At 65.1% G+C, this 22458-nt stretch carries 23 protein-coding genes and 7 pseudogenes; 25 read left to right on the top strand and 5 right to left on the bottom strand.

The genetic code is table 11. The features are described from left to right. Window positions 1-115 precede the first annotated feature (115 nt). The 3 genes from ACPFMJ_RS09415 to ACPFMJ_RS09405 are packed head-to-tail and all read left to right on the top strand — an operon-like array spanning window position 116 to window position 3519. Window positions 116-2335: a transglycosylase domain-containing protein gene (locus ACPFMJ_RS09415; RefSeq protein WP_424363529.1), complete on the top strand. Its 2220-nt coding sequence runs from the start codon at window positions 116-118 to the stop codon at window positions 2333-2335. Between the two features lie 12 nt (window positions 2336-2347). Next, entirely contained in the window at window positions 2348-2935 is a 588-nt protein-coding gene (locus ACPFMJ_RS09410) for a DUF1214 domain-containing protein (RefSeq protein ID WP_424363528.1), read from the top strand. Beyond that, window positions 2926-3519, top strand: coding sequence for a DUF1254 domain-containing protein (locus ACPFMJ_RS09405; RefSeq protein ID WP_424363527.1), 594 nt, complete (start codon window positions 2926-2928; stop codon window positions 3517-3519). Before ACPFMJ_RS09410 ends, ACPFMJ_RS09405 begins: the two co-directional genes overlap by 10 nt. Window positions 3520-3522: 3 nt before the next feature. Here ACPFMJ_RS09405 and ACPFMJ_RS09400 read toward each other — a convergent pair whose 3' ends face one another. The 5 genes and pseudogenes from ACPFMJ_RS09400 to ACPFMJ_RS09380 form a co-directional block, all read right to left on the bottom strand. Beyond that, window positions 3523-3924 carry a DUF1178 family protein gene (locus ACPFMJ_RS09400; protein ID WP_424363526.1) on the bottom strand — a complete coding sequence of 134 codons (402 nt, stop codon included), beginning with the start codon at window positions 3922-3924 and terminating at the stop codon, window positions 3523-3525. A gap of 2 nt (window positions 3925-3926) precedes the next feature. Further along, window positions 3927-4190, bottom strand: a complete 264-nt coding sequence (gene grxC, locus ACPFMJ_RS09395; protein ID WP_424363525.1) for a glutaredoxin 3 — start codon at window positions 4188-4190, stop codon at window positions 3927-3929. Between the two features lie 51 nt (window positions 4191-4241). Next, a complete protein-coding gene (locus tag ACPFMJ_RS09390) occupies window positions 4242-5012 on the bottom strand; it encodes a ComF family protein (protein ID WP_424363830.1) in 771 nt (256 codons plus the stop codon). A gap of 135 nt (window positions 5013-5147) precedes the next feature. Further along, window positions 5148-6325 (bottom strand): annotated as a pseudogene (locus ACPFMJ_RS09385) (CobW family GTP-binding protein). Between the two features lie 872 nt (window positions 6326-7197). Then, window positions 7198-7815, bottom strand: coding sequence for a D-alanyl-D-alanine carboxypeptidase family protein (locus ACPFMJ_RS09380; RefSeq protein WP_424363524.1), 618 nt, complete (start codon window positions 7813-7815; stop codon window positions 7198-7200). A gap of 333 nt (window positions 7816-8148) precedes the next feature. Between ACPFMJ_RS09380 and ACPFMJ_RS09375 the strand changes: the two are divergent. The 22 genes and pseudogenes from ACPFMJ_RS09375 to ACPFMJ_RS09270 all read left to right on the top strand — a co-directional run bounded on the left by ACPFMJ_RS09375 (window position 8149) and on the right by ACPFMJ_RS09270 (window position 22437). Further along, window positions 8149-9073: pseudogene (locus ACPFMJ_RS09375) on the top strand (LysR family transcriptional regulator). 99 nt (window positions 9074-9172) lie between these two features. Next, window positions 9173-9648 (top strand): annotated as a pseudogene (locus ACPFMJ_RS09370) (formate dehydrogenase subunit gamma). Window positions 9649-10142: 494 nt separating this feature from the next. Beyond that, window positions 10143-10841, top strand: a complete 699-nt coding sequence (locus ACPFMJ_RS09365; RefSeq protein ID WP_424363829.1) for a hypothetical protein — start codon at window positions 10143-10145, stop codon at window positions 10839-10841. Window positions 10842-10942: 101 nt separating this feature from the next. Further along, a pseudogene (locus ACPFMJ_RS09360) lies at window positions 10943-11014 on the top strand (NADH-ubiquinone oxidoreductase-F iron-sulfur binding region domain-containing protein); the annotation flags it as partial. Between the two features lie 73 nt (window positions 11015-11087). Continuing rightward, window positions 11088-11216, top strand: a complete 129-nt coding sequence (locus tag ACPFMJ_RS09355) for an NADH-ubiquinone oxidoreductase-F iron-sulfur binding region domain-containing protein (protein ID WP_424363523.1) — start codon at window positions 11088-11090, stop codon at window positions 11214-11216. A gap of 145 nt (window positions 11217-11361) precedes the next feature. Next, a pseudogene (locus tag ACPFMJ_RS09350) lies at window positions 11362-11454 on the top strand (2Fe-2S iron-sulfur cluster-binding protein); the annotation flags it as partial. 58 nt (window positions 11455-11512) lie between these two features. Then, window positions 11513-11842: a hypothetical protein gene (locus ACPFMJ_RS09345; RefSeq protein ID WP_424363828.1), complete on the top strand. Its 330-nt coding sequence runs from the start codon at window positions 11513-11515 to the stop codon at window positions 11840-11842. Between the two features lie 41 nt (window positions 11843-11883). Further along, window positions 11884-12171, top strand: a complete 288-nt coding sequence (locus ACPFMJ_RS09340; RefSeq protein WP_424363827.1) for a hypothetical protein — start codon at window positions 11884-11886, stop codon at window positions 12169-12171. After that, window positions 12165-12668, top strand: a complete 504-nt coding sequence (locus ACPFMJ_RS09335) for a molybdopterin-dependent oxidoreductase (RefSeq protein WP_424363522.1) — start codon at window positions 12165-12167, stop codon at window positions 12666-12668. Before ACPFMJ_RS09340 ends, ACPFMJ_RS09335 begins: the two co-directional genes overlap by 7 nt. 156 nt (window positions 12669-12824) lie before the next feature. Further along, entirely contained in the window at window positions 12825-12980 is a 156-nt protein-coding gene (locus ACPFMJ_RS09330) for a hypothetical protein (RefSeq protein WP_424363521.1), read from the top strand. Between the two features lie 251 nt (window positions 12981-13231). Next, window positions 13232-13705: a molybdopterin-dependent oxidoreductase gene (locus tag ACPFMJ_RS09325; RefSeq protein ID WP_424363520.1), complete on the top strand. Its 474-nt coding sequence runs from the start codon at window positions 13232-13234 to the stop codon at window positions 13703-13705. Beyond that, a pseudogene (locus ACPFMJ_RS09320) lies at window positions 13597-13950 on the top strand (molybdopterin dinucleotide binding domain-containing protein); the annotation flags it as partial. The gene ACPFMJ_RS09325 and the pseudogene ACPFMJ_RS09320, both read left to right, overlap by 109 nt. Before the next feature lie 70 nt (window positions 13951-14020). Then, window positions 14021-14326: pseudogene (locus tag ACPFMJ_RS09315) on the top strand (formate dehydrogenase accessory sulfurtransferase FdhD); the annotation flags it as partial. A gap of 22 nt (window positions 14327-14348) precedes the next feature. Continuing rightward, window positions 14349-14552: a formate dehydrogenase subunit delta gene (locus ACPFMJ_RS09310; protein ID WP_424363519.1), complete on the top strand. Its 204-nt coding sequence runs from the start codon at window positions 14349-14351 to the stop codon at window positions 14550-14552. 141 nt (window positions 14553-14693) lie between these two features. After that, entirely contained in the window at window positions 14694-15203 is a 510-nt protein-coding gene (locus tag ACPFMJ_RS09305) for a YchJ family protein (protein WP_424363518.1), read from the top strand. 223 nt (window positions 15204-15426) lie between these two features. Then, window positions 15427-16311 (top strand): flagellin, encoded by an 885-nt coding sequence (locus ACPFMJ_RS09300; protein WP_424363517.1) that lies wholly within the window; start codon window positions 15427-15429, stop codon window positions 16309-16311. 177 nt (window positions 16312-16488) lie between these two features. Beyond that, on the top strand, window positions 16489-18114 hold the full coding sequence (gene fliF, locus ACPFMJ_RS09295; protein WP_424363516.1) for a flagellar basal-body MS-ring/collar protein FliF: 1626 nt from the start codon (window positions 16489-16491) through the stop codon (window positions 18112-18114). Then, complete coding sequence (locus tag ACPFMJ_RS09290) at window positions 18099-18728, top strand: hypothetical protein (protein WP_424363515.1); 630 nt, start codon at window positions 18099-18101, stop codon at window positions 18726-18728. Before fliF ends, ACPFMJ_RS09290 begins: the two co-directional genes overlap by 16 nt. Next, window positions 18725-19651, top strand: coding sequence for a flagellar motor protein MotB (locus tag ACPFMJ_RS09285; RefSeq protein WP_424363514.1), 927 nt, complete (start codon window positions 18725-18727; stop codon window positions 19649-19651). The genes ACPFMJ_RS09290 and ACPFMJ_RS09285 overlap by 4 nt, the downstream gene beginning before the upstream one ends. Continuing rightward, a complete protein-coding gene (locus ACPFMJ_RS09280; RefSeq protein WP_424363513.1) occupies window positions 19648-20772 on the top strand; it encodes a hypothetical protein in 1125 nt (374 codons plus the stop codon). The genes ACPFMJ_RS09285 and ACPFMJ_RS09280 overlap by 4 nt, the downstream gene beginning before the upstream one ends. After that, window positions 20769-21926, top strand: a complete 1158-nt coding sequence (locus tag ACPFMJ_RS09275) for a hypothetical protein (RefSeq protein ID WP_424363512.1) — start codon at window positions 20769-20771, stop codon at window positions 21924-21926. Before ACPFMJ_RS09280 ends, ACPFMJ_RS09275 begins: the two co-directional genes overlap by 4 nt. Beyond that, on the top strand, window positions 21853-22437 hold the full coding sequence (locus ACPFMJ_RS09270; protein ID WP_424363511.1) for a transglycosylase SLT domain-containing protein: 585 nt from the start codon (window positions 21853-21855) through the stop codon (window positions 22435-22437). The genes ACPFMJ_RS09275 and ACPFMJ_RS09270 overlap by 74 nt, the downstream gene beginning before the upstream one ends. Window positions 22438-22458 lie beyond the last annotated feature (21 nt).

Raw genomic sequence — 22458 nt, 5'->3', positions numbered from 1 at the left:
GCCCGACGGAAACCATAACCGCAATGAGGGTCGCGGCGGGCGTCGTCAAGATGGTTTAAAAAGTGCTAACGTCACGCGCCGGGGTTGTCCTCGCCGGCCGGGGAGTTTTCGAGCCTTGTTCGAGCGTTTCTGGTCCTCGCCTTTCGTCAAGCGCATCAGGCGCATTCTGCTGTCGACCGACGCGCTCATCGATTCGAGCGTCTTCGACAGCCAGCGGCGTTCGCGCGAGCTTTACGAGGATTTCTCCACCTTCATGGAGCGCTTCCACGTCTCGGGCTTCGCCTGGGTCGCGGTGGAAGTCGCCTGCGAGGGCCTCACGCTCGGCCTTGGCGGGCTCATCGTCCTGATGGCGCTGGCGGGCTCGGCCTTCCAGATGACGAGCGAAGGCGACTGGCTGAAGCAGACGGATCTCGCCGTCACTTTTCTCGACCGCTACGGCAATGAAGTCGGCCAGCGCGGCATCAAGCATGACGACGCCGTGCCGCTCGAGGAATATCCCGATTATCTGATCAAGGCCGTGCTCGCGACGGAGGACCGTCGCTTCTACGAGCATTTCGGCATCGACGTCATCGGCACGGCGCGCGCGCTCACCGTCAATGCGCGCTCTTCGGGCGTCGTGCAGGGCGGCTCGTCCATCACCCAGCAGCTCGCCAAGAATCTGTTCCTCTCGAACGAGCGCACCATCACGCGCAAGATCAACGAGGCCTTTCTCGCCTTGTGGCTGGAGCATCACCTCACCAAGCGCGAAATCCTCAAGCTCTATCTCGATCGCGTCTATATGGGCGGCGGCGCATTCGGCATTCAGGCCGCGGCGGAGTTTTATTTCGGTAAGTCGGTGAAAGACGTCACGCTCGCGGAAGCGGCCATGCTCGCGGGCCTCTTCAAGGCGCCGACGAAATACGCGCCCCACAATAATCTGCCCGCCGCCCGCGCGCGCGCCAATGACGTGCTCAACAATCTCGTCGACGCCGGCTTCATGAGCGAGAGCCAGATCGTCGCCGCGCAGCGCAGTCCCGCCACGCCGGTCGACCGCCAGCGCGAGGAGAGCCCGGACTGGTATCTCGACTTCGCCTATGGCGAGATCCGCAAGCTCGCTTCCGCCGGCAAGCTCGGCGACAACCGCGTCCTGACCGTGCGCACGGCGCTCGATTCGAACGTGCAGAAGCGGGCCGAGGAAGTGATCGAGAAAAACCTGCGCGAGCAGGGCCGCTCCTTCCACGTCAAGCAGTCGGCCATGGTGGTGATGGAGCCGGACGGGGCCGTGCGCACGGTCGTCGGCGGTCGCGACTATGGCGAGAGCCAGTATAACCGCGCGACGGAAGGCTCGCGCCAGCCGGGCTCGTCTTTCAAGCCTTATGTCTATCTGACGGCGCTGATGACCGGCAGATTCAAGCCCACCACCATCGTCACCGACCGCCCGACCTGCATCGGAAATTATTGCGTCCACAATTACAGCGGCGGCTATGCGGGCTCCATGCCGCTCGCCATGGCGCTGGCGAAATCGCTCAACACGGTCGCCATTCAGCTTTCGCAGGCGATCGGCAATGGCGACTCGCGCATCGGCCGCGCCAAGATCATCGAGACGTGCCGCAAGCTGGGCATCTCGACGCCGCTCGAAGACACGCCGTCGCTGCCGGTCGGCCAGAGCAGCGTGATCCTGCTCGAACATTCCGCCGCCTACGCCGCCTTCGTGAACGGCGGGAAGCGCACGACCCCTTACGCGGCGGTCGAGATCCGCAACCGCCAGGGCGATCTGCTCTATCGCCACGATCGCGACGCGCCGCCGCAGCAGCAGGTGCTGCCTTACGAGAAGGTCGTCGATCTCGCCGGCATGATGAAGAAGGTCGTCGAGGAAGGCACCGGCAAGCGCGCGCAGCTCGGGCCCGGCATCGACGTCATCGGCAAGACGGGCACGACCAACGGCTACAAGGACGCCTGGTTCTGCGGCTATTCCGGCACGATGGGCGGCTGCGTATGGTACGGCAACGACGACAACGAGCCCATGAACAACATGACCGGCGGCACGCTGCCGGCGGGCACCTGGCATGACGTGATGGCCTATGCGCATCAAGGCATTCCGCTGAAGCCGATCGTCGGCCTGAAGCCCGAGGCCAAGCCCGACGTCGCCGCCGCGACGAACGGCGCGCCGCCGCTCGAACTCGGCGCGCCGCAGCGTCCGGCGACGCTCTCCAAGGGCGCGGTGCAGGCGCTGGAGTCCATCGAGAAGAAGGCGAAGGCGAGCGGCGCCGGCAGGCAGAGCTCCATCGTCGCGCCGGCAACAATTGCGCAGCGGCCCGATCGCAACGCCTTTCCCACCATCGGCGCGATCGAGTAGGGGAATCGCAGCGTGACTCTCCCTTACGCCAAATATTTGCGCGCGGGTTCGGCCATGCTCGGCGGGCTGGCGCTCGGCCTGCTCGCGACATTCCTTTCGCTGAATTCGGGCTACGGCTTCAATCCGCTGCGCGCGGGCCCCTGGACGGCGTGGCCGTCCGTCGGCGGCGCCGAGATCGATCCTTACGCACGCGCCGTCGTCGCGCGCTCCGGCGAGGCGCCGCTCGGCCGCGATCAGGGTCTCGCCTTCATCGCCAGCGACGATTCCGACGGCGCGCCGCTCGACGGCGCCTGCGAATATCGCATCGTCGATCCGCTGCCCACGGCGCGCTTCTGGACGCTGTCGCTCGCGACGCCGGCGGGCGCGCTCATCGACAATCCGACAGGCCGATACGGCTTTTCCTCCGTCGACGTGCTGCGGCGCGAGGGCGGGGCTTTTGAGATCGCCGTCGCCCGCAACGCCCGCGCCGGCAATTGGCTGTCGCCGGGCGAGGCGCGCCGCTTCGTCGTCATGCTGCGCCTCTACGACACGCCGCTCGACACGGACGCGCATCCCGATCCCCAAAGCTTTCCAAAGATCGTGAAACAAAAGTGCGACTGACGCTCCCCGACCGCTATTTCGATTATCTCCCCTGGGCGGCGGCGACGCTGCTCGTCGCTGGGATCGTTCATATCGTGTCGGTGCTGCTGATGCCGACGGTGGCGCCGCGCGACGCCTATGCGCGCGTTGTCGCGGCTGTGGGCGCGGCGCCCGCCAACAAGCTCGCCTTGCTGCCGCCCATGGCGCCCGGCGCCGAGGCGTTGCCTTTCGAGGATCCCGCCTTCGCCGAAGCGGTTTGCGTCTTCGATCTCACGCAGGGCATGCTGCGCGTTACGTCCAATGCGGATGGCGAGGATTATCTTGCGCTCTCTTTCCATGCGCGCGCCGGCCGCGTCTTCCACGCCATCACCGACCGCGCGGCCATCAAGGGAAAGATCGACGTGGTGATCGGCGACGCGCGCCAGATGGACGCGCTTCAAGGCGCAAGCGACGAGGCGCCGCCGCAGGAGGTGCGGATCACGGCGCCGACGAAGCGCGGCTTCGTGCTCGTGCGCGCCTTCGCCAGACGCCCGTCCGAGCAGACCCGCGCAAGGGAGCGCCTCGCCGGCGTGACATGCGAGCGCTTCGACCCGCCGAAGGACTAGAGCCTAGTTCCCGTCGTTCGGCAGGCCGGGGATCGGCAGGATTTCGATCCCGTCTTCGAGCAGCGCCTTCGCCTCTTCGAAGGTCGCGCGACCGCGAATGGGCCGCCGGTCGGCGTCGCCTTCCTCTATGGCCCGGGCCTCTTCAGGGAAGCGGTCGCCGACGTCTTCCGTGCCGGCGACGACCTTCTCGCGCAATTCGCGGATCATGCTGCGCAAACGGTCTGCGTCTTCTTCGCGGCCGGAGCGCGCGACATGCGGCGCCATCACGCCGCGCGAGACGCTCGTGGAGGCGCAGATAGGGCAGGCAATCTGGCCCTGCGCGCATTGGCGCTCGAAGGAGTCGCTATCGCGAAACCAGCCGTCGAAATTATGCCCGTCTTCGCAAACCAGCGAGTAGTGGATCATCCTCAGGCCTCCGCGGCGAGCAAAGGGTCGAGTCCGCCCTTGCCGTCCAGCGCATAGAGATCGTCGCAGCCGCCAATGTGCTGTCCGTCGATGAAAATCTGCGGGACGGTCGTGCGGCCGCCGGCGCGCGCGCTCATGGCGGCGCGACCCGCGGGGTCGCCCGCGACGCTGACTTCCTCGAAGGCCGCGCCCTTGTCGGTCAACAGCTTCTTGGCTGCGATGCAATAGGGGCAGGTCGGCGTGGTGTAGATTTCGATTCGCGCCATACGGTCGCCACCTGAATCGACTGTTTCGTTGCGGCGCTTATACGCTGTCCGTCACGCGCTTGTCACGGCCCGGGCGAAGACGAGCAGATCCACCTGCGCCGCTCCCGCTTTGAGCAAAGCGCGCGCGGCGGCGTTCGCGGTGGCGCCGGTGGTGAGGACGTCGTCCACCAGAACGACGTTGCGGCCGTCGAGCCGCGCGGCGCGCTCGGGATCGATCCGGAAGGCGCCCGAGAGATTGACCGCGCGCTGGGCGCGGGAGAGCCCCACTTGCGGGGCGGTCGCCTTCACGCGCAACAGCGCCTGAGCGTCGACCGGCGCGCCGCATTCGCGCGAGACGACGCGCGCCAGCTCGGCGGACTGGTTGAAGCGCCGCGCGGCGAGCCGCAGGCGGTGGAGCGGGATGGGGACGAGGAGGTCGGCCTCTGCCAGAATGTCCGCCCCCGCCCGCGCCATCCAGCGGCCCATCGGGCCCGCGAGCTCCAGCCGGTCGTGATATTTCAGCCGATGCGCGAGCGAGCGCGCCTTGTCGCTGTCATAGCGCGCGACCGCCCGCGCGCGCCGGAAGACGGGCGGATTGGCGGCGGCCTCCGGCGAGATGAGGCCGGGCTGGTCGAGGTCCTGCGCGAAAGGCGTGCCGAGCCGCTCGCAAAAGGGCCGCTCGATGAAGGCGATCTCCCCCCAGCATTCCGCGCAAAGCGCCCCATGTTCGGCGACCGCCTTGCGGCAGACGAGGCAGGAGGGGGGATAGACGAGATCGAGGAGAAAGGCGCCGGCGCGGCGGGCGGCGTTCGAGACACGGTCCAGAGGGGGCGCAAACTGCATCTTGGCAGTATGGCGCAACGCCCCCTCCCTGTCCCTCCCCCGTTTCACGGGAGGGGGACGCTCGCGATCAGCAATGTCAACGAGGGCCGTAACCTGCTCCCTCTCCTGCGACGCGGGGGAGGGGTGGGGAGGGGGTCAGCCCAGCAACCCGCCCCTTGCCGGCGCCAGCGGATTATTCGTCAACGCCTCGGCGTCGGGCGTGTCCACCGCCGGCATGTGCACCAGCGCCGCGTAAAGCTCCTCCACGAAGCGCCGGTCGAGATCCTTCAGGATGAAGACGATGCGCGTGCGGCGGTCGGCGTCCGGCCAGGCGTCGAGGCGGTGCGGCGGATGGAAGACGTGCTGCACGCCATGGATGACCACCGGCCGCTCGGGATCGTCCGACAGCGCGACGACGCCCTTTACGCGCAAGAGGCGCGGGCCGTGGGTGTGGCGCAGCAGGTCGATGAAAATGTCGAAAGAGGGCGGCGTGAAGGGCGTGTCGTCCGTCAGGCAGAAGGCCTGGATATGCGCGTCGTGCCGGTTGACGTCGTGATGGTGGTGGTCATGACCATGATCGTGATGATGGTCGTGACCATGATCATGGTGGTGGTCGTGCTCGTGGCCATGGCCGCGCGGATTGGCCTTTTCGACCGCCTCGGCGTTCAACCAGTCGCGCACGCGAGCGGTCTTGGTCGCCGGGTCGTAAAGGCCGCAATCGAGCAGCGCCGATGGCGTCGCCTCGGCGCCTTCCAGGATGCGCGCGCCGGGATTGAGCGCCGCGAGCCGCGCCTTCAGGCCCGCGACCTTCGCCGCGCCCTCGGGCAGATCGGTCTTGGTGACGACGAGGCGGTCGGCGACGGCCGCCTGCTTCACCGCCTCCTCATGCGCGTCGAGCGTCGCCTCGCCATTCACGGCGTCGATCACCGTCACCACCCCGTCGAGCCGGAAACGCATGACGAGATAGGGGTGGTTCATGATCGCATGGAGGATCGGCGCAGGGTCCGCGAGGCCCGTCGTCTCCAGCACGACGCGGCGGAACGGCTTGATGCGGCCATTGTCGCGCTGGCGCAGCGCATCTTCGAGCGCGCGCGACGAGTTCGCCGCGAATCGTGCAGCAGACGCAGCCCGAGCTCATCACGATCATGTCGCCGTCGATCTTCTCGATGAAGAGATGGTCGAGCCCGATCTCGCCGAATTCGTTGATGAGGACCAGCGTGTCGGCAAATTCGCTCGATGGCGAGCAGTTGATTGAGCAGCGTCGTCTTGCCGGCCCCAAGAAAGCCGGTGAGGACCGTCAGCGGAATGGGCGGCGGCGGCCGGCGGGCCGCCATCGAGAAGGCGTCGCTCACTGGGTCTTGACCTGCTGCGGCTTGCTGGCGGCCGCTGCGTCTTGGCGGGGGCCTTCGGCTTTTCGGCGACCGGCTTGGCGGTCGCTTTCGTCGCGGCGGCGTCGTCGCCGCGCTTTCAGCGCTTGTCTTGTCGCCTTGGCCCCGGTCGTGATGCGCGGCCGCCTTGCCCTTCGCCTTATGCTTGCCGGACTTTCCATGCGGCTCCTCCGCATCGATGTTGTCCACCGGGGCGGGCGTCGCGAGAGCCGCTGCGGCCGCGCCGCGCTTGGCGCGCTTGCCCTTGCGCATGCTCGCCGCGCGGCGCGCTGATCGGCGAGGTCCGCCCGCGGGCTCATCCGCGCCCACGGCGGTCTGCTCGCCGATCGGCGCGCCAGCCGCCCGGGCGCGGGCCACGGGGCCCGTATAGCCGGGCGCGCGGCCCGCATAGACCTGCACCGGCTGGAACTGCGGGCGCGGCAGGCGAGCGATGTCCTTCACGCTGATCGATTGCTGGCCGGCGCCCATCGTGTCCAGCAGCGGAATGCCGGTCGGCGCTGAGCCGACGGGGATCGACATGTCCTCGACCTCGTTCATGAACTTGCCGTGGCGCACGCAGATCTTGTCGCGCTGGTCGCGCATGTCCGGCGCGGCCGTCGGGCCGCTGCTGGGCAGCGAAGCGAGCGAGCCCTGCGCGCCGCCGGTCTGGAAGGCGCGGTCGAACAGCGCCGCCGTGCGCAAGGTGCGGGCCGCGCCGCTTGGCGCGCCGAGCACGACCGTGATGAGACGCTTCGAGCCGCGCGTCGCCGAGGCCACCAGATTATAGCCGGCGGGGCAGGTGAAGCCGGTCTTCATGCCGTCGGCGCCGGGATATTGCTTCAGCAGACCGTTGTGCGTCGGCATGATCCGCCGGCCGATGCGAAAAGCGCCGATGTGGTAGAGGTCGGCGGATTCGGGAAAATCAACCAGCAGCGCGGCCGAGGATCGCCAGGTCGCGGGCCGAGGAGACCTGGCGATCGTCGGGCAGCCCGTTGGGATTGACCCAGACCGACTGGGTCATGCCAAGCCGCCGAGGCGTTGTTCATCTCATCGGCGAAGGCTTCGATCGAGCCCGAAACGCCCTCGGCGATGGTGACGGCGATGTCGTTCGCGGATTTCACCATCAGCATGATGAGCGCGTTTTGCAGCGTGACTTCCTGGCCGACGCGGAAGCCCATTTTCGAGGGCGCCATGCGGGTCGCGCGCGGCGACACCATCAGCGGCGTGTCCATGGTCAGGCGGCCGGCCTTGACGGCTTCGAGCGCGACATAGGCCGTCATCAGCTTTGTGAGCGAGGCGGGATACCAGGAGGCCGTGGCCTGATCCTGCTCCAGCACCGCGCCCGAGGCCACGTCGATGACGAGGGAGGGCGTCGCTTGCGCGACCGTGGCGCCGAGCGCCGAGGCGAGGCATGACGCGAATGCGCCGAGACGGACAAGTCGCTTCATCGTCGTCATTGGCAAATGTCTCTCAGGTCGGCGAATGGCGGTTGCAAAAAGCATACTGACCATCCGGAAACGGTTCAAATATGGGCAAATTGTGGCCTGCGCCAGACCTGCCTCAAGCGTAGCCAGAAATGCAAATCGGCGGGATGCGCCGCGTCGTTGAACCGGGGCGGCGGCTGTCTTGCGTGATTCATCGATGAATCACAACCGCTTTTCGCCTCCGCGATCGCCTGAAAGCCGTCGCGCCTTCGAGCGCTTTTTAAGTTTGCGGCCGCGCGGGCCCAGATGCTATGCCTTTTCAAGGCCGCGCGCGAAGGGCCGCCTGCGCGCCGAAACGTCTCGAGCGTGATCGACAAGCTGGAGTTCTTCATCGCGCTCGCGGGAGAGCAGAGCTTTCGCGCGCCGCGGAGGTTTGCGGGGTGACCCAGCCCACGCTTTCCGCCGGCATCAAGCAGCTCGAGGATTCGCTCGGCGTGCTTCTGGTCAATCGCTCGTCGCGCTTCCACGGCCTCACCGCCGAGGGCGAGCGCGTGCTGGAATGGGCCAAACGCATCGTGGGCGACGCGCGCGCCATGCGGCAGGAAGTGCGCACCCTGCGCGACGGGCTCTCCGGCCAGCTCAAGATCGCCGTCATCCCGACCGCGCTCGGAGCCGTCTCGTCCCTCATCGCGCCGTTCCTCGACAAGCACCCGGGCGTCCGCGTCAAGGTCATCAGCGCGGCCTCGGTCGACATTCTGGCCATGCTCGACAATCTCGAGATCGACGCCGGGATCACCTATCTCGACAACGAGCCGCTCGGCGCGTGCGCAGCGTGCCGCTGTGGAAAGAACGCTATCGTTTGCTGACCGTCGAGGGAAATCCGCTGGGCGACCGCGAGCGCGTCACCTGGGCCGAGGTCGCGCGCCGATCGCTATGTCTTCTGACGCCGGACATGCAAAATCGCCGCATCGTCGACCAGTTGATGCGAGAAGCCGGCAAGCCCCCGCAGACCGTGCTCGAATCGAACTCGGCCATTCTGCTTTTCGATCACGTCAAATCCGGCCGCTGGGCGACGATCCTGCCGGAAAAACTCGCAAAAACATGGGGAACCGAATCGCCCCTGCGCTCCATTCCGATCGTCGAGCCGGAGGCCGTGCACGAGATCGGCCTCGTCGCGCCGCAGCGCGACCCGGTGATTCCGCTGGTTGGCGCGCTCGTTGCAGAGGCAAAGTCGCTGGCTGAAAGCGGCATTCTGGGCTGTTTCTATCGTTCTATGGTTCCCGGCCATTGATTGGAACCTGAAATTACGGCAATCTCATCTTTCAACTAATCAAAATAGAAGAACCGCGCCGCGCGCTGTCTTGGCTCACGGTCAAACGCGAGGGAAGAAATGGCTGGCGCTGCTCCATATAGCGACGAGCGGGCGCGGGAGATTATTGCGGCCCATATGGGTCTCGAAGGTCCTGCACTGCCCATACTGCATGCGCTTCAGGCGGAGTTCGGCTGCGTCCCAGAGGCGGCCGTGAAGGAAATCGCGCAGGCGCTCAACATCAGCCGCGCCGAGATGCACGGCGTCGTCACCTTCTATCACGACTTTCGCAGCGCCCCGCACGGACGACATGTGCTGAAGATCTGCCGCGCCGAATCGTGCCAATCGATGGGGTCGGAGAAGATCGCCGACGAATTCCTGGCCCGCCACAAGACGGATTGGCATCACACGACGCCGGACGGCGCGCTGACGATCGAGGCGGTCTATTGCCTCGGCTCTGCGCCCACAGCCCGTCGGCGCTCTTTGACGGCGAGCCGATTGGAATGGTCGACGCCGCGACGCTCGACGATATTGTCGAGGAGGCGAAGGGCAAATGACCAAGATTTACATCCCGCTCGACATGGCCGCCGTGGCGATGGGGCGCGGACAAGGTCGCCGCGGCGATCGCCAAGGAAGCCTCGGCGCGCGGCCTCGACGTCCAGATCGTGCGCAACGGCTCGCGCGGAATGCTCTGGCTGGAGCCGCTCGTCGAGGTCCAGACCCCACAGGGTCGGATCGGTTACGGCAATGTGGCGGCAAAGGACGTCGCGTCGCTGTTCGACGCCGGCTTCCTGACGGGGGGCGCGCATGCGCTGAACATCGGCGTCGTCGACGAGCATCCCTGGATGAAGCGTCAGAACCGCGTCACCTTCGTGCGCTGCGGCATCACCGATCCGCTCTCCATCGATTATGCCCTGACGGCGCTACAAGGGTCTGAAGCGCGCCTTCGAGGTCGGCTCCGCCGCCGTCGTCGAAGAAGTGACGACGTCGGGCCTGCGCGGCCGCGGCGGCGCGGGCTTCCCGACCGGCATCAAGTGGAAGACGGTCGCCGATTGCGCGCCGGCGGATCGAGAAATATGTCGTCGTCAACGCCGACGAAGGCGACAGCGGCACTTTCGCCGACCGCATGATCATGGAGGGCGATCCCTTCGCGCTGATCGAAGGCATGATCATCGCGGCTACGCCGTCGGCGCCTCGAAAGGCTATGTCTATCTGCGCGCCGAATATCCGGTCGCCGAAAAGGTGTGCTTCGGCCGAAGCGATCGAGAGGCGCGCGAAGCCAATTGGCTCGGCGACAACATCCAGGGAACGAAATACTCCTTCGATCGAACTGCGCATGGGCGCCGGCGCCTATGTCTGCGGCGAGGAGACCTCGCTGCTCGAAAGCTCGAGGGCAAGCGCGGCATCGTGCGCGCCAAGCCGCCGATCCCGGCGCATCGACGGCCTGTTCGGCAAGCCAACCATCATCAACAACGTGATCTCTCGATCGCGACGTCCCGATGATCATCGCCAAGGGCGCGCAGTTCTACGCCGACTACGGCGTCGGCCGCTCGCGCGGCACCATGCCGCTGCAGATCGCCGGCAACGTCAAATATGGCGGCCTGTTCGAAATCGACTTCGGCATGACGCTCGGCGAGATCATCAACGAGATCGGCGGCGGCACGCATTCCGGCCGTCCCGTGCGCGCCGTTCAGGTCGGCGGTCCGCTCGGCGCCTATGTCCCGGTCAAGGACTTCGACCTCATCTTTGACTACGAGGATTTCGCCAAGCGCGACGCGCTGATCGGCCATGGCGGCCTTGTCGTGTTCGACGACACTGTCGATATGTTGCTAAAGATGGCGCGTTTTCGGCATGGAGTTCTGCGCGATCGAAAGTTGCGGCAAGTGCACGCCCTGCCGGATCGGCTCGACGCGCGGCGTCGAAGTGATCGACCGCATTATCGACGGCGTGGAACGCGACAAGAATTTAGCGCTGCTTGAAGGATCTGTGCAACACCATGAAGTTTGGCTCGCTGTGCGCGATGGGGGGCTTCGCGCCCTTCCCCGTCATGAGTGCACTGCGCGGCTTCCCGGAGGACTTCCACAAGCCGTCGCCGAATAAATTTCTTGCAGACGCCGCAGAGTAGAATTTGAGGATCAGCAAGAGGACGCCATGACGCCGATGAGCCTCATCAAAGAGATCGATTTACGGCACGCCGCGCCCACAGTCCGAGAACATGGTCACCCTGACCATTGACGGCAAGGGTCACGGTGCCGGAAGGCACGTCGATCATGCGCGCGGCGATGCAGATCGGCACCGAGATCCCGAAGCTCTGCGCGACCGACAGCATCAAGGCCTTCGGCTCCTGCCGCCTCTGCCTCGTCGAGATCGAAGGCCGCGGCGGCACGCCGGCATCCTGCACCACGCCGGTCGCGCCCGGGCATGTCGGTCAAGACGCAGACGCCGCGCCTCGCCGCCATCCGCCGCGGCGTGATGGAGCTCTACATCTCCGACCATCCGCTCGACTGCCTGACCTGCGCGCCAATGGCGACTGCGAGCTGCAGGACATGGCCGGCGCGGTCGGTCTGCGCGAAGTCCGTTATGGCTATGACGGCGCGAACCACGTCTTCGCGCGCAACAATGGCGAAGCGAATTTCGACTGGAAGCCGAAGGACGAGTCGAACCCCTATTTCACCTACGATCCGTCGAAGTGCATCGTCTGCAACCGCTGCGTGCGCGCCTGCGAGGAGGTGCAGGGCACCTTCGCGCTGACGATCTCCGGCCGCGGTTTCGCCTCGCGCGTCTCGCCCGGCATGGACGAAGCTTCATGGCTTCCGAATGCGTCTCCTGCGGCGCCTGCGTGCAGGCCTGCCCGACCGCGACGCTCATCGAGAAGTCCGGTGATCGAGATCGGCCAGCCGGAGCATTCGGCGGTCACCACCTGCGCCTATTGCGGCGTCGGCTGCACCTTCAAGGCGGAAATGCGCGGCGAGGAAGTCGTCCGCATGGTTCCGTGGAAGGACGGCAAGGCCAATCATGGCCATAGCTGCATCAAGGGCCGCTTCGCCTATGGCTACGCCATCACAAGGATCGTGTGCTGACGCCGATGATCCGCGAGAAGATCACCGATCCCTGGCGCCGTCTCCTGGGAGGAGGCGATCGCTTACGCCGCGAAGCGCCTCAAGGCACTCAGGAGAAATACGGCAAGGATCTCGGTCGGCGGCATCACCTCGTCGCGCTGCACGAACGAGGAGAGCTATCTCGTCCAGAAGCTCGTCCGCGCGGGCTTCGGCAACAACAACATCGACACTTGCGCGCGCGTTGCCATTCGCCGACCGGCTATGGCCTCGCCCAGGCCTTCGGCACCTCGGCCGGCACGCAGGACTTCGACTCGGTCGACGACGCCGACGTCATTCTCGTCATCGGCGCCAACCCGACCGACGCGCATCCGGTCTTCGGCTCGCGCATGAAGAAGCGGCTGCGTGAGGGCGCCAAGCTGATCGTCATCGATCCGCGCCGCATCGACTCGTGCGCTCGCCGCACATCGAGCCGACTTATCACCTGCCGCTCAAGCCCGGCACCAACGTCGCCATCGTGACCGCGCTCGCGCATGTCATCGTGACCGAAGGCCTCGTCAACGAGACCTTCGTGCGCGCGCTGCAACTGGGACGAATATCAGGACTGGGCGGCCTTCGTCGCCGAGGAACGCAACAGCCCCGAGGCGACCGAACACCTCACCGGCGTTCCGGCACAGATGGTGCGCGCGGCCGCGCGTCTCTACGCCACCGGCGGCAACGCGGCGATCTACTACGGCCTCGGCGTCACCGAGCACAGCCAGGGTTCGACGACCGTCATGGCATCGCCAATCTCGCCATGGCGACCGGCAATCTCGGCCGCGGCGTCGGCGTGAACCCGCTGCGCGGCCAGAACAATGTCCAGGGCTCCTGCGACATGGGCTCGTTCCCGCACGAGTTCCCCGGCTACCGCCACATCTCGAACGCCGAAGTCCGTAAGGCTTCGAGAAGGAGTGGGGCGTCGAGCTCGATCCCGAGCCCGGGCCTGCGCATCCCCGAACATGTTCGATGCGGCGATCGACGGCACCTTCAAGGGCCTCTATGTCCAGGGCGAGGACATTCTCCAGTCCGATCCCGAACACCAAGCATGTCTCGCGCGCGCTGGCGGCGATGGACATCGTCATCGTTCAGGATCTCTTCCTGGAACGAGACGGCGAACTACGCCCATGTCTTCCTGCCGGGCGCGACCTTCCTCGAGAAGGACGGCACCTTCACCAACGCCGAGCGCCGCGTTCAGCGCGTGCGCAAGGTGATGTCGCCGAAGAACGGCTATGCCGACTGGGAAGTCACCCAGCTTCTCGCCAAGGCGATGGGCTGCGACTGGACTACAATTCGCCAGCGAGATCATGGACGAGATCGCGCGCTGACGCCGACTTCGCGGGCGTTTCGTTCGACCGGCTCGACGAGTTGGGCTCCGTCCAATGGCCGTGCAACGACGAGCAGCCGGAAGGCATGCCGATCATGCACATCGACGAATTCGCGCGCGGCAAGGGCAAGTTCGTCATCACCGAATATGTCCCGACGGACGAGCGCACCGGACCGCGCTTCCCGCTGCTGCTGACGACGGGTCGCATCCTCTCGCAATACAACGTCGGCGCGCAGACCCGCCGCACCGAGAACAGCCGCTGGCATCCCGAGGATATCCTCGAGATCCATCCGCACGACGCCGAGGTGCGCGGCATCGCGACGGCGACTGGGTGCGCGTGCAGAGCCGCGCCGGCGAGACGACGCTGCGCGAAGATCACCGACCGCGTCGCGCAAGGCGTCGTTTACACGACCTTCCATCACCCCGTGACCGGCGCCAACGTCATCACCACGGAAAATTCCGACTGGGCGACCAACTGCCCCGAATACAAGGTGACGGCGGTGCAGGTGTCTCGTCCGCGAGGACGTTGGCCGACACAATGCGCTCGACAAGCTCGCCGGCGCCTTGGCGCGGCAAGGTCTTCCGGCCTCGCAGGGGGTCGTGTTGATGACGAGTCGCGTTTCCGTCGAGCTCGTCCAAAAGGCCGCCCGTATCGGCGCGCCGATCATCGCCGCTGTGTCGGCGCCGACCGCCTTGGCGGTTCGCAGCGCCGAAAAATGCGGTATGACGCTCGTGGCCGTGATGCGGGGCCGCGACTTCGAAGTCTTCACCCATCCAGGACGCATCCTCGAACAGGTTTCCGCACATGTCGCATGATTCAGTTGAGAAGCTCGTGAAAATGGCCAATCAAATCGGCGCCTTCTGGGGCGCCCAGACGGTCGGCGGCCCGTCCGGCATGGCGGAGCATCTGCGCAAGTTCTGGGAGCCTCACATGCGCGACGCCATCATCGAGCATGTGAAGCATGGCGGCGCCGGCCTCGATCCCGTGTCGATCGAAGCGATCAAGCTCCTCGAAACCGAAAAGGCGAAGGGCGCCGCGTAACGCGCCTTCATGAAGACGCACGAAAAGCGGCGCCGGCGACAGCCGGGCCGCTTTTTCGCATCCGCGCAAATTTGATGGACGCGATCCCCGCCGTCGCCTAGGGATCGGCATCCTGTCCGCAATAGAACGAACGAGCTGAACATGACCGACGCAGTCTGTCCCTGCCGCGCGACCGACGCCGAGAAGCGCGACTACGCCGATTGCTGCAAGCCTTACCTCGAAGAGGGCAAGGCGCCGCCGACGGCCGAAGCCCTGATGCGCTCGCGCTACACGGCTTTCGTGCGTGGCGACATCGATTATCTGGAGAATACGCTCGCCCCGGACACGCGCCATGATTTCGACCGCAAGGCGATCACGCATTGGGCGAAGCAGTCGCAATGGCTCGGCCTCGAAATTCTCGCGACCGAAGAGGGCCGGGAGAGCGACGACAGCGGCTATGTCGAATTCGTCGCGAGCTTCATGAATGAGGGCCAGCGTTACGACCATCGCGAGCGCTCCCTGTTCAACAAGATCGACGGCCGCTGGTATTTCCAGGAAGAAGCCAATCGCAAGAACGAGCCGATCGTGAAGGGCAAGCAGCCCGGCCGAAACGATCCGTGCCCCTGCGGTTCCGGCAAGAAATATAAAAAGTGCTGCGGCGCCGCCGCCTGAAGGCGCAGATTTAATCCTTCATTAAGCGCGTTCCGGCAATGTCCTTCGCAACGTCGCGACTTCATGTAAGGTCGCGAGGTCGGCAGGCCAGAACGCATCATTTCGATGTCAGCCGACGAGCTTCGGACGGGCGCAACGCCCGCGGCATGACGCCAATTCCGTCGAACCGGCGCAACACCGGTATGTCCCTTACAAGTTCTCAGTCACAAGGGATCGACGAACCATGTCTAGCATTCTCGTCAACGCTTCAGCCATCACCGCTCTCCAGTCGCTGCGCATGACGCAGTCGTCGCTCAACACGACGCAGAAGGAGATCTCCACCGGCCTCAAGATTTCGTCCGCAGCGGACAACGCCTCCACCTGGTCGATCGCGGAAGCGATGAAATCGGACAAGGGCGCGCTGTCCACGATCAGCGACTCGCTTGCGGGCGCGCAATCCGTCCTGAACGTCGCCACCGCCGCGGTGAAGAGCGCCATCTCGGTGATGAACGATATCAAGGACGCGGTCGTGCAGGCCCAGCAGCCGGGCGCCGATCAGGCCAAGATCCTCACCAGCCTGAAGCAGCTTGGCGAGCAGCTCAAGAGCGTCGTCTCCTCCGCGACGTTCACCGGCCTCAACCTCACCGACGGCACGCAGACGAGCCCGCTGAAATTCATCGCGTCCTATAATAATGGCAGCGGCGCCGCGGCGTCGGTGGTCGGCACGATCGACCTCACCGTCCGCGATCTCACCAACGCCGGCGCCGGAATTCTCGACAACGCCCAGGCCGCCGGCTCGGGCGCCGCGACGGATTTCACCGCGCTGGTCGCCGGCGATCTCGCAGTTGCGACCATTGCAGACACGCTCTCGAACGCGGACAAGGCGATCGCCGATCTTACGACATACGCCGCCGAGATCGGCGCGACGTCGACGCGCGTGAAGCAGCAGAACGAGTTCATCAAGACGATGAATGAAGCGCTGACGACGGGCGTTTCGTCGCTTGTGGACGCCGACATGAACGAGGCGTCGACGCGCCTGCAGGCGCTGCAGACCCAGCAGCAGCTCGGCGTTCAGTCGCTCTCCATCGCGAACCAGAACGCGCAGATCATTCTGAAGCTGTTCCAGTAATCCTCAATCGCGGATTGCTCCGAGGGTCGCGCCGGCAACGGCGCGGCTCCCCCGCTATGCGCGCGATGCAGGTTAACCTTTTGTTAAGAAATGGCTTGGCCGCAGGGCGCAACGCTCGCGCAAGCCGAGGGGACGAGTGTCGGCGAAGGAGCCACCAGGGACCTTTCGCAACTCGTCATGAATCGCATCACGCTTCTCATCGACAAGCTCAAGGCGCTCGGCGCAAGAAAGCTCGCCGCGCTCGGCCTGACGTTCGCGCTGGTCGTCGGCGTCGTGTCCGTCGCGGCCTTCTATCTCTCGCGCCCTGCTTTCGAGGTGCTTTACGCCGGTCTCGAACGCGAGGATGTGAGTCGCATCGGCGCCGCGCTGAAATCATCGGGCATTCCCTTCGACGTCAATCCCGAAGGAAACGCCGTCTCCGTGCCCTATGGGCAGACGGCGCAGGCGCGCATGCTGCTCGCCGAGCGCGGACTGCCGCAGAGCGCCAACGCCGGCTACGAGCTTTTCGATAAGGTGGGCGCGCTCGGTCTCACATCCTTCATGCAGGAAGTCACGCGGGTGCGCGCGCTGGAGGGCGAGCTTGCCCGCACGATCCAGCTCATTCGCGGCGTGAAGGCCGCGCGCGTACACATTGTCATGCCGGACGAAGGCTCCTTCCGTCGCGCAAAGCAGCCGCCTTCCGCCTCGGTGATCATCCGCACGGAAGGGCCCGACGATTCCAGCGCGGCGCAGGCCATTCGTCATCTCGTCGCCTCGTCGCTTCCCGGGATGACAGTCGATCAGGTGACCGTGCTCAACACCGACGGCATGATCCTGTCATCCGCCGACGGCGAAGCGAGCGACGCCGTGCCCGTGAAAACGCTGACGCTCGAAAAGAGCATCGCGAAGGACATACAGGACAATATAAGGCGAACGCTGACGCCCTATCTGCGCCTGCCCAATTTCCAGGTGAGCGTGCGCGCGCGCGTCAACACCGATCGACGGCAGACGAACGAGACCATCTTCGATCCGGATTCGAGAGTCGAGCGCTCGATCCGGACGGTGAAGGAAAGCGCGCAATCGCAAAATAGCGGCGGCGCCCAGACGACCAGCGTCGAGCGCAACATTCCGCAGAACAGCGCCGGCGCCGCAGAGGGCAAGCAGTCGACCGACGAGAGCAAGAAAAGCGAGGAGCTCACCAATTTCGAGCTTTCGTCCAAGACTGTCACCACTGTGAGCGGCGGCTACAATATCGAGCATCTTTCCGTCGCGGTTCTCCTCAATCGCTCGGCCTTTTCGGAACCCAACAAGGAGCCGCCAAAGCCCGAAGCCGTCGACCGGCAGATCAAGGAAATCGAGCAGCTCGTCTTCTCCGCCGCCGGTTTGAAAAAGGAGCGTGGCGACACGCTCAAGGTGACGGCCGTGGACTTCATGTTCAACGAGCATGAAATGAGCCCGGTCGAAAGCCCTGGTCTCGCCGCGATGCTCGGCAGTCATCTCGGCTCGACTCTGAACGCTCTCACGGCTGTCGCCATCGCCGCGCTCGTCGTGATCTTCGGGCTCGCGCCGATACGAAACGCGCTCCTTGCCGAGTCGACGCCGGAAAGGCGGGAGCCGCCGCCCTTGATCGCCGAGGAGCAACTTGCGCTCGGCTCGCCGCCGAATGACGTTGTCACGCCGCCGCTGCTTGCTGGCGCCGGCCAGGGTCTTCTCGGCAATGTCGTGGACAATGCGAAGGAGAGCGCGCGGACGCGGCTCGAGCAGTTGATCGAAAGAGACGACGCCCAGGCTGCGGCGATCATGAAGCAGTGGATGCAATCCTGAGCGCCGCCATGATGATCCATCACATATCGAGCTATCTACAGCGCTTCGATGTTGCGGAGCCGCCCGTTCTCGAAATGCACGACGAGACTCATGGCGGGTCGCAAGTCGAGCTGGAAGAGCCGCGTCTCTCTCTCGCCGAGGTGGAGACGATCCGGCGCGACCTCGAAGCGGACTTCGCCCGGCGCCTGCAAGCGCAGCATGAAGCGCATGAGCAGAGCCTCATTCGCATGCGCGAAGAATGGACGCGCGCCGAGTCCGAAGTGTTGCGCCAGGGATTTCTTCAGGCGCTGGAGGCCGCTTTTATCGAGCTGCGCGCCGATGTGGCGCGTGTGCTGACGCCCTTTCTGGCTGCGTCATTTGAAAAAAAGGCGCTCGATGAACTCATACAGGCCGTTCGCCAGGCGATCGGCGACACGCGGGATCCTGTTCTCCGTCTGTCGGGCCCTGTGGATCTCATCGAGAAAGTGGGTCTTGCGCTGGGCGTGGACGCGGCGATCAATGTCGTGGAGTCGCATGATGTCGATGTGAGCGTCGATCTATCTCCTCTCAAAATTGAAACGCGCCTCTCCGAATGGAGAGACCTTCTCGGCTTGAATGAGGAGGCGCGACTATGACCGACGAGACGCCAACCATCATTCGACGCAAGCGTAACGACGACGAGGAAGAACATCACGGCGGCGTCTGGAAGCTTGCTTTCGCCGACTTCATGACGGCGATGATGGCCTTCTTCCTTGTGATGTGGCTCATCAACTCGTCGTCGAAAGAGACCAAGGCGGCGATCGTTCAATATTTCAACCCTGTTCAGCTGGTGAACACGACCTCCGCACATCGGGGCCTTCGCGATCCGGCGCAAGGCGAAGGAAGAAGCGCGACGCCGACGAACGAAGCGTCTGACGGACCGTCGAACGAGAAGTCGAAGGACAAGGAGGCGGCGCTCCACAGCGAGCCGCTCAAGACACTGGATGAAATCGCGGCGAAAGAAAGCCCTCTGGCGCCTCCGAACCAATCAAAGCCGCGCGATCCCTTCGATCGCACGCCGATGGCTGCATCGTCGCCGTCGTCGAAGGCGAGCGAGACCGCATCCGTCGCCGCGACGCTGCAAACCGAGATCGAGCGCATCGCTGCGGGAGAGGCGCGGGCGCCGAAGGTTGAGGTGAAGCAGAGCGAGGAGGGGCTCCTCATCAGCCTGACCGACGACGCAAATTTCTCGATGTTTGCGGTCGGGTCCATCGAGCCCAAGCCGCAACTCGTCCGCATTATCGGCCAGATTGGTAAAACGCTCGCCTCGCGCGGCGGAGAGGTCGAGCTGCGCGGTCATACGGACGGACGATCCTACGCCACCAAAAGCTACGATAATTGGCGGCTCTCCAGCGATCGCGCGACGGTCGTGAATTACATGCTCATTCGTGGCGGTCTGCCTGCGTCGCGCATCGGCAAGATCGTCGGTTTCGCGGACCGCCGCCTGAAGGCGCCCAAGGACCCGCTCGCGCCGGTCAACAGGCGCATAGAAATTCTCCTGCGCGGAGTGGAGAAATGACGCGGGCCATCGCGGTTCTTGTCCTGTTCGCGCTTCTGGGCTGCGTTGAAGCGCACGCGCAGCCGCTCGCCGATCTCGTGCGTGATCTCAACGCCATGCAGAACCGAATGGTGGCGGGCGATCTGCCGGCGCGCGATCAGGCTGCGCGGCAGTTCGATTTGATCGAAAAAGAGATCGGGGGCGGCGACGACGCGAGCTGGATGGAAGAGCGTCATGCGCGCGCGGCGATCATTTATCTGCTGTGCGGCGGCGCGTCGGGCGGCTTGCGCAGCCTTGCGAAAGACAAGCGTTTCAATGAAGCGCTCTCGCCGCTCCTTTCCGCGAGCCTGCTCTACGCCGACGGGGATCCGCGCGCGCGAGACGCATTGATGGCCTTCGACGCGAGGGCGTATCCCGCGGTGCTCGGCGGTCATCTCGCCCTCGTGCAGGGCGGGGCGCTTGTCGGAACGGACAATTCGCGCGCCATCGCGCTCCTGGATCTTGCGCGTCTCCTGATGCCGGGATCGCTCGTGGAAGAGGCGGCTCTGCGCCGCGAAATCTCAGCGCTCGATCCCGTCCGCGACGAAGAGAAGATCGGACTGCTCGCGATCCGTTACGCTACGAAATATGCATCGTCGCCTTTCGCGCGTCATTTCTGGGAGCTTTTCCCAAATATCGCGCTTGCAGCTACGGCCTTGCCCCCGTCGCGCGTCGACCTTGTTCTGGCAAAGGCGCCGCACGCCGAGCGGCTGGACTTCTATCTCGCGCTGTCGCGCCGTTCGCTTCTCGAGGGCAATTTCGGCGAAGCCGACGCCGCTCTCAAAAAGGTCGAGAAAATCGTTCTGGACCCGCCGCAAGGCAAGCGTTTGGCCGCCTATCGCGCCGTGCTCTCCGTGCTTCGCGACGATCAAGGCGCCGCCGCTCTCCGAGGTCTCGATTTAACGGGTCTCACAAGCGAAGACGCAGGTGTCGTCAAGCTCGCGGCGAGCGTCGGAGCGAAACTTGAGAAGGCGCTCGCCGCCGATTCGCCTGTTTCGGAGGCAGGAGAAGCGCCGAATGACGACACATACGACGTGGAGGACAATGTGCGCAAAGCGCTCGCGCAGACCGATGAACTGCTGAAAAGGGCAAACCGCCGATGACGCATTTGGAGCAAGGGTTGGGAATCTTACAGTGCTTGCGCGGCGCCGCCTTGCAAGGGGACGGAAGCGTCAGCTCCGCGAATGCCGGCGACGGCTTCGCGCAGACGATCAAGCGCATCGAGGACGATGCGAGAGATTCATCGGGGCGCACGCTCGATCCGCCGCCGTACGCGCCCGAACCCCTGCCGTCGAGCCCAACGGGGATAAGCGTTGCGCTCCCTCCCTGTCTTTTCCCCTACGCCGTCGCATCGATGGCGCCGGAGCAGGCGCCGCATGTCGCCATCCATCCGGAGCCCGGCTCGATTGGTCGATCGAAGGAATCAGTCGCTGTCTCTCTTGAGGAAGTCGCGGCTGCAATTCGTGGCGCAGCGCCGACTGCCCGGGACGAACTTGTCATGCGACGTCCCCATGACGCGTCGAAGGATCCGAGTTGCGTCGCCATTGGCGGCATAACCGCCGCCAACGCATCGTCTCTTCCGCCGGTTTCCGAAACCGGCGGGCCAGAGCTTTCGGCTCTGGACGCTACGGATTCGGGGACTGCGACGGATGTCCGAATCGATACGCAGGATAAACTGCAACCCGCCGCGCTCACGGCGTCCTTGTCGTCGCAAGAGATGCAAGGCGGCGCGCCTAGGATTCATATCAACGAGCTTGCCGTGCATCTGCCGATCGCCCTGGATCGCGCCGTGACGGAAGTGATCTCGCAGCCAGGAGACGCCCGCAGCGGGGCTGCGCGTCAAGTCGTCTCTCCCGCTCCGGCTCGCCAGGAGGCTCTGAAGATCCTCAAATTCGACGTCGAGCCTGCCGCCATGGGGCCGATCTCCGTGCGTATGAAGATCACGCAGTCCCGTATCGAGATTCGCATGGACGCTCAGTCGGCCGCTGCTCCGGCTCTTATGGAAGCGCGCGAGGCGCTCTCCGCGACGATCGGCGACAGGGGATTGACCCTCGACGCCTATGAGGTGCGCGTCCTGGCTGCGCCGCAATCTACGACCACGCCGGACGCGTCGGCCGAGAGCAGGGGAAATTTGGAGCGGGGTTTTGCGAATGACGACGGCTCGAACCAGCAGGAGAGACGGCATGCGAGCAAGCGTGCGATGGCGCCGCGCGACGAGCCTCCTTCTTCTTTCGTGCCTCTCGGCCTCGTTCTGTAGCGGCGCGTCGCTCGCCGACGAGAATATCTGCGAGGCGGAGATGACGCGTTCGTCCAGGGAGAACGCGGTGCCCGTGGCGGTTCTCTATGCTGTCGCCCTCACCGAGACAGGCCAGCGAGGGGCGCTCCACGCCTATGCCATGAACGTCCACGGGCGACCGGCCTTCAACGCGACGCGCGAAGAAGCGCTCGCGACCTTTGACGCCGCAAGGCGCCGGGGGGAGAGACTGATCGACATGGGCTGCATGCAGATCAATTATCGCTGGCACGGACGTCAATTCGTTTCAGTCGAGGAGATGCTGGATCCGGCGCGCAATGTCGACTACGCCGCCCGCTTTCTGAAGTCGCTGAGAAGAAGCGAAGGATCCTGGACCGCCGCAGTCGCGCGCTACCATGCAGGCCCGGGCAATCCGCCGGCGCAGCGCGCTTATGTTTGCGCCGTCATCCGCAATATGGTCTCCAGCGGCTTCGGCGCCTGGACGCGCGAGGCCGATGCGTTCTGCCGGCGATGAAGCCGCTGATCAGGCTCGGGT

The organism is Methylocystis parvus (assembly GCF_049675845.1).
Classification (GTDB): Bacteria; Pseudomonadota; Alphaproteobacteria; order Rhizobiales; family Beijerinckiaceae; genus Methylocystis; species Methylocystis parvus_A.
The sequence above is the reverse complement of the archived record's forward strand: the minus strand, read 5'-3'. Positions and strand labels throughout refer to the sequence as shown.

What these genes read in the sequence shown, in the direction of transcription:
- ACPFMJ_RS09340 (WP_424363827.1), top strand. Translation starts at nt 11,884, where the DNA reads ATGGACGAAGCTTCATGGCTTCCGAATGCGTCTCCTGCGGCGCCTGCG.
- grxC (WP_424363525.1), bottom strand. Translation starts at nt 4,190, where the DNA reads ATGGCGCGAATCGAAATCTACACCACGCCGACCTGCCCCTATTGCATC.
- ACPFMJ_RS09280 (WP_424363513.1), top strand. Translation starts at nt 19,648, where the DNA reads ATGACGCGGGCCATCGCGGTTCTTGTCCTGTTCGCGCTTCTGGGCTGC.
- ACPFMJ_RS09380 (WP_424363524.1), bottom strand. Translation starts at nt 7,815, where the DNA reads ATGACGACGATGAAGCGACTTGTCCGTCTCGGCGCATTCGCGTCATGC.
- ACPFMJ_RS09270 (WP_424363511.1), top strand. Translation starts at nt 21,853, where the DNA reads ATGCGAGCAAGCGTGCGATGGCGCCGCGCGACGAGCCTCCTTCTTCTT.
- ACPFMJ_RS09275 (WP_424363512.1), top strand. Translation starts at nt 20,769, where the DNA reads ATGACGCATTTGGAGCAAGGGTTGGGAATCTTACAGTGCTTGCGCGGC.
- ACPFMJ_RS09345 (WP_424363828.1), top strand. Translation starts at nt 11,513, where the DNA reads ATGTCGGTCAAGACGCAGACGCCGCGCCTCGCCGCCATCCGCCGCGGC.
- ACPFMJ_RS09310 (WP_424363519.1), top strand. Translation starts at nt 14,349, where the DNA reads ATGGCCAATCAAATCGGCGCCTTCTGGGGCGCCCAGACGGTCGGCGGC.
- fliF (WP_424363516.1), top strand. Translation starts at nt 16,489, where the DNA reads ATGAATCGCATCACGCTTCTCATCGACAAGCTCAAGGCGCTCGGCGCA.
- ACPFMJ_RS09330 (WP_424363521.1), top strand. Translation starts at nt 12,825, where the DNA reads ATGGTGCGCGCGGCCGCGCGTCTCTACGCCACCGGCGGCAACGCGGCG.
- ACPFMJ_RS09305 (WP_424363518.1), top strand. Translation starts at nt 14,694, where the DNA reads ATGACCGACGCAGTCTGTCCCTGCCGCGCGACCGACGCCGAGAAGCGC.
- ACPFMJ_RS09355 (WP_424363523.1), top strand. Translation starts at nt 11,088, where the DNA reads ATGAAGTTTGGCTCGCTGTGCGCGATGGGGGGCTTCGCGCCCTTCCCC.
- ACPFMJ_RS09285 (WP_424363514.1), top strand. Translation starts at nt 18,725, where the DNA reads ATGACCGACGAGACGCCAACCATCATTCGACGCAAGCGTAACGACGAC.
- ACPFMJ_RS09400 (WP_424363526.1), bottom strand. Translation starts at nt 3,924, where the DNA reads ATGATCCACTACTCGCTGGTTTGCGAAGACGGGCATAATTTCGACGGC.
- ACPFMJ_RS09325 (WP_424363520.1), top strand. Translation starts at nt 13,232, where the DNA reads ATGTCTCGCGCGCGCTGGCGGCGATGGACATCGTCATCGTTCAGGATC.
- ACPFMJ_RS09300 (WP_424363517.1), top strand. Translation starts at nt 15,427, where the DNA reads ATGTCTAGCATTCTCGTCAACGCTTCAGCCATCACCGCTCTCCAGTCG.
- ACPFMJ_RS09390 (WP_424363830.1), bottom strand. Translation starts at nt 5,012, where the DNA reads ATGCAGTTTGCGCCCCCTCTGGACCGTGTCTCGAACGCCGCCCGCCGC.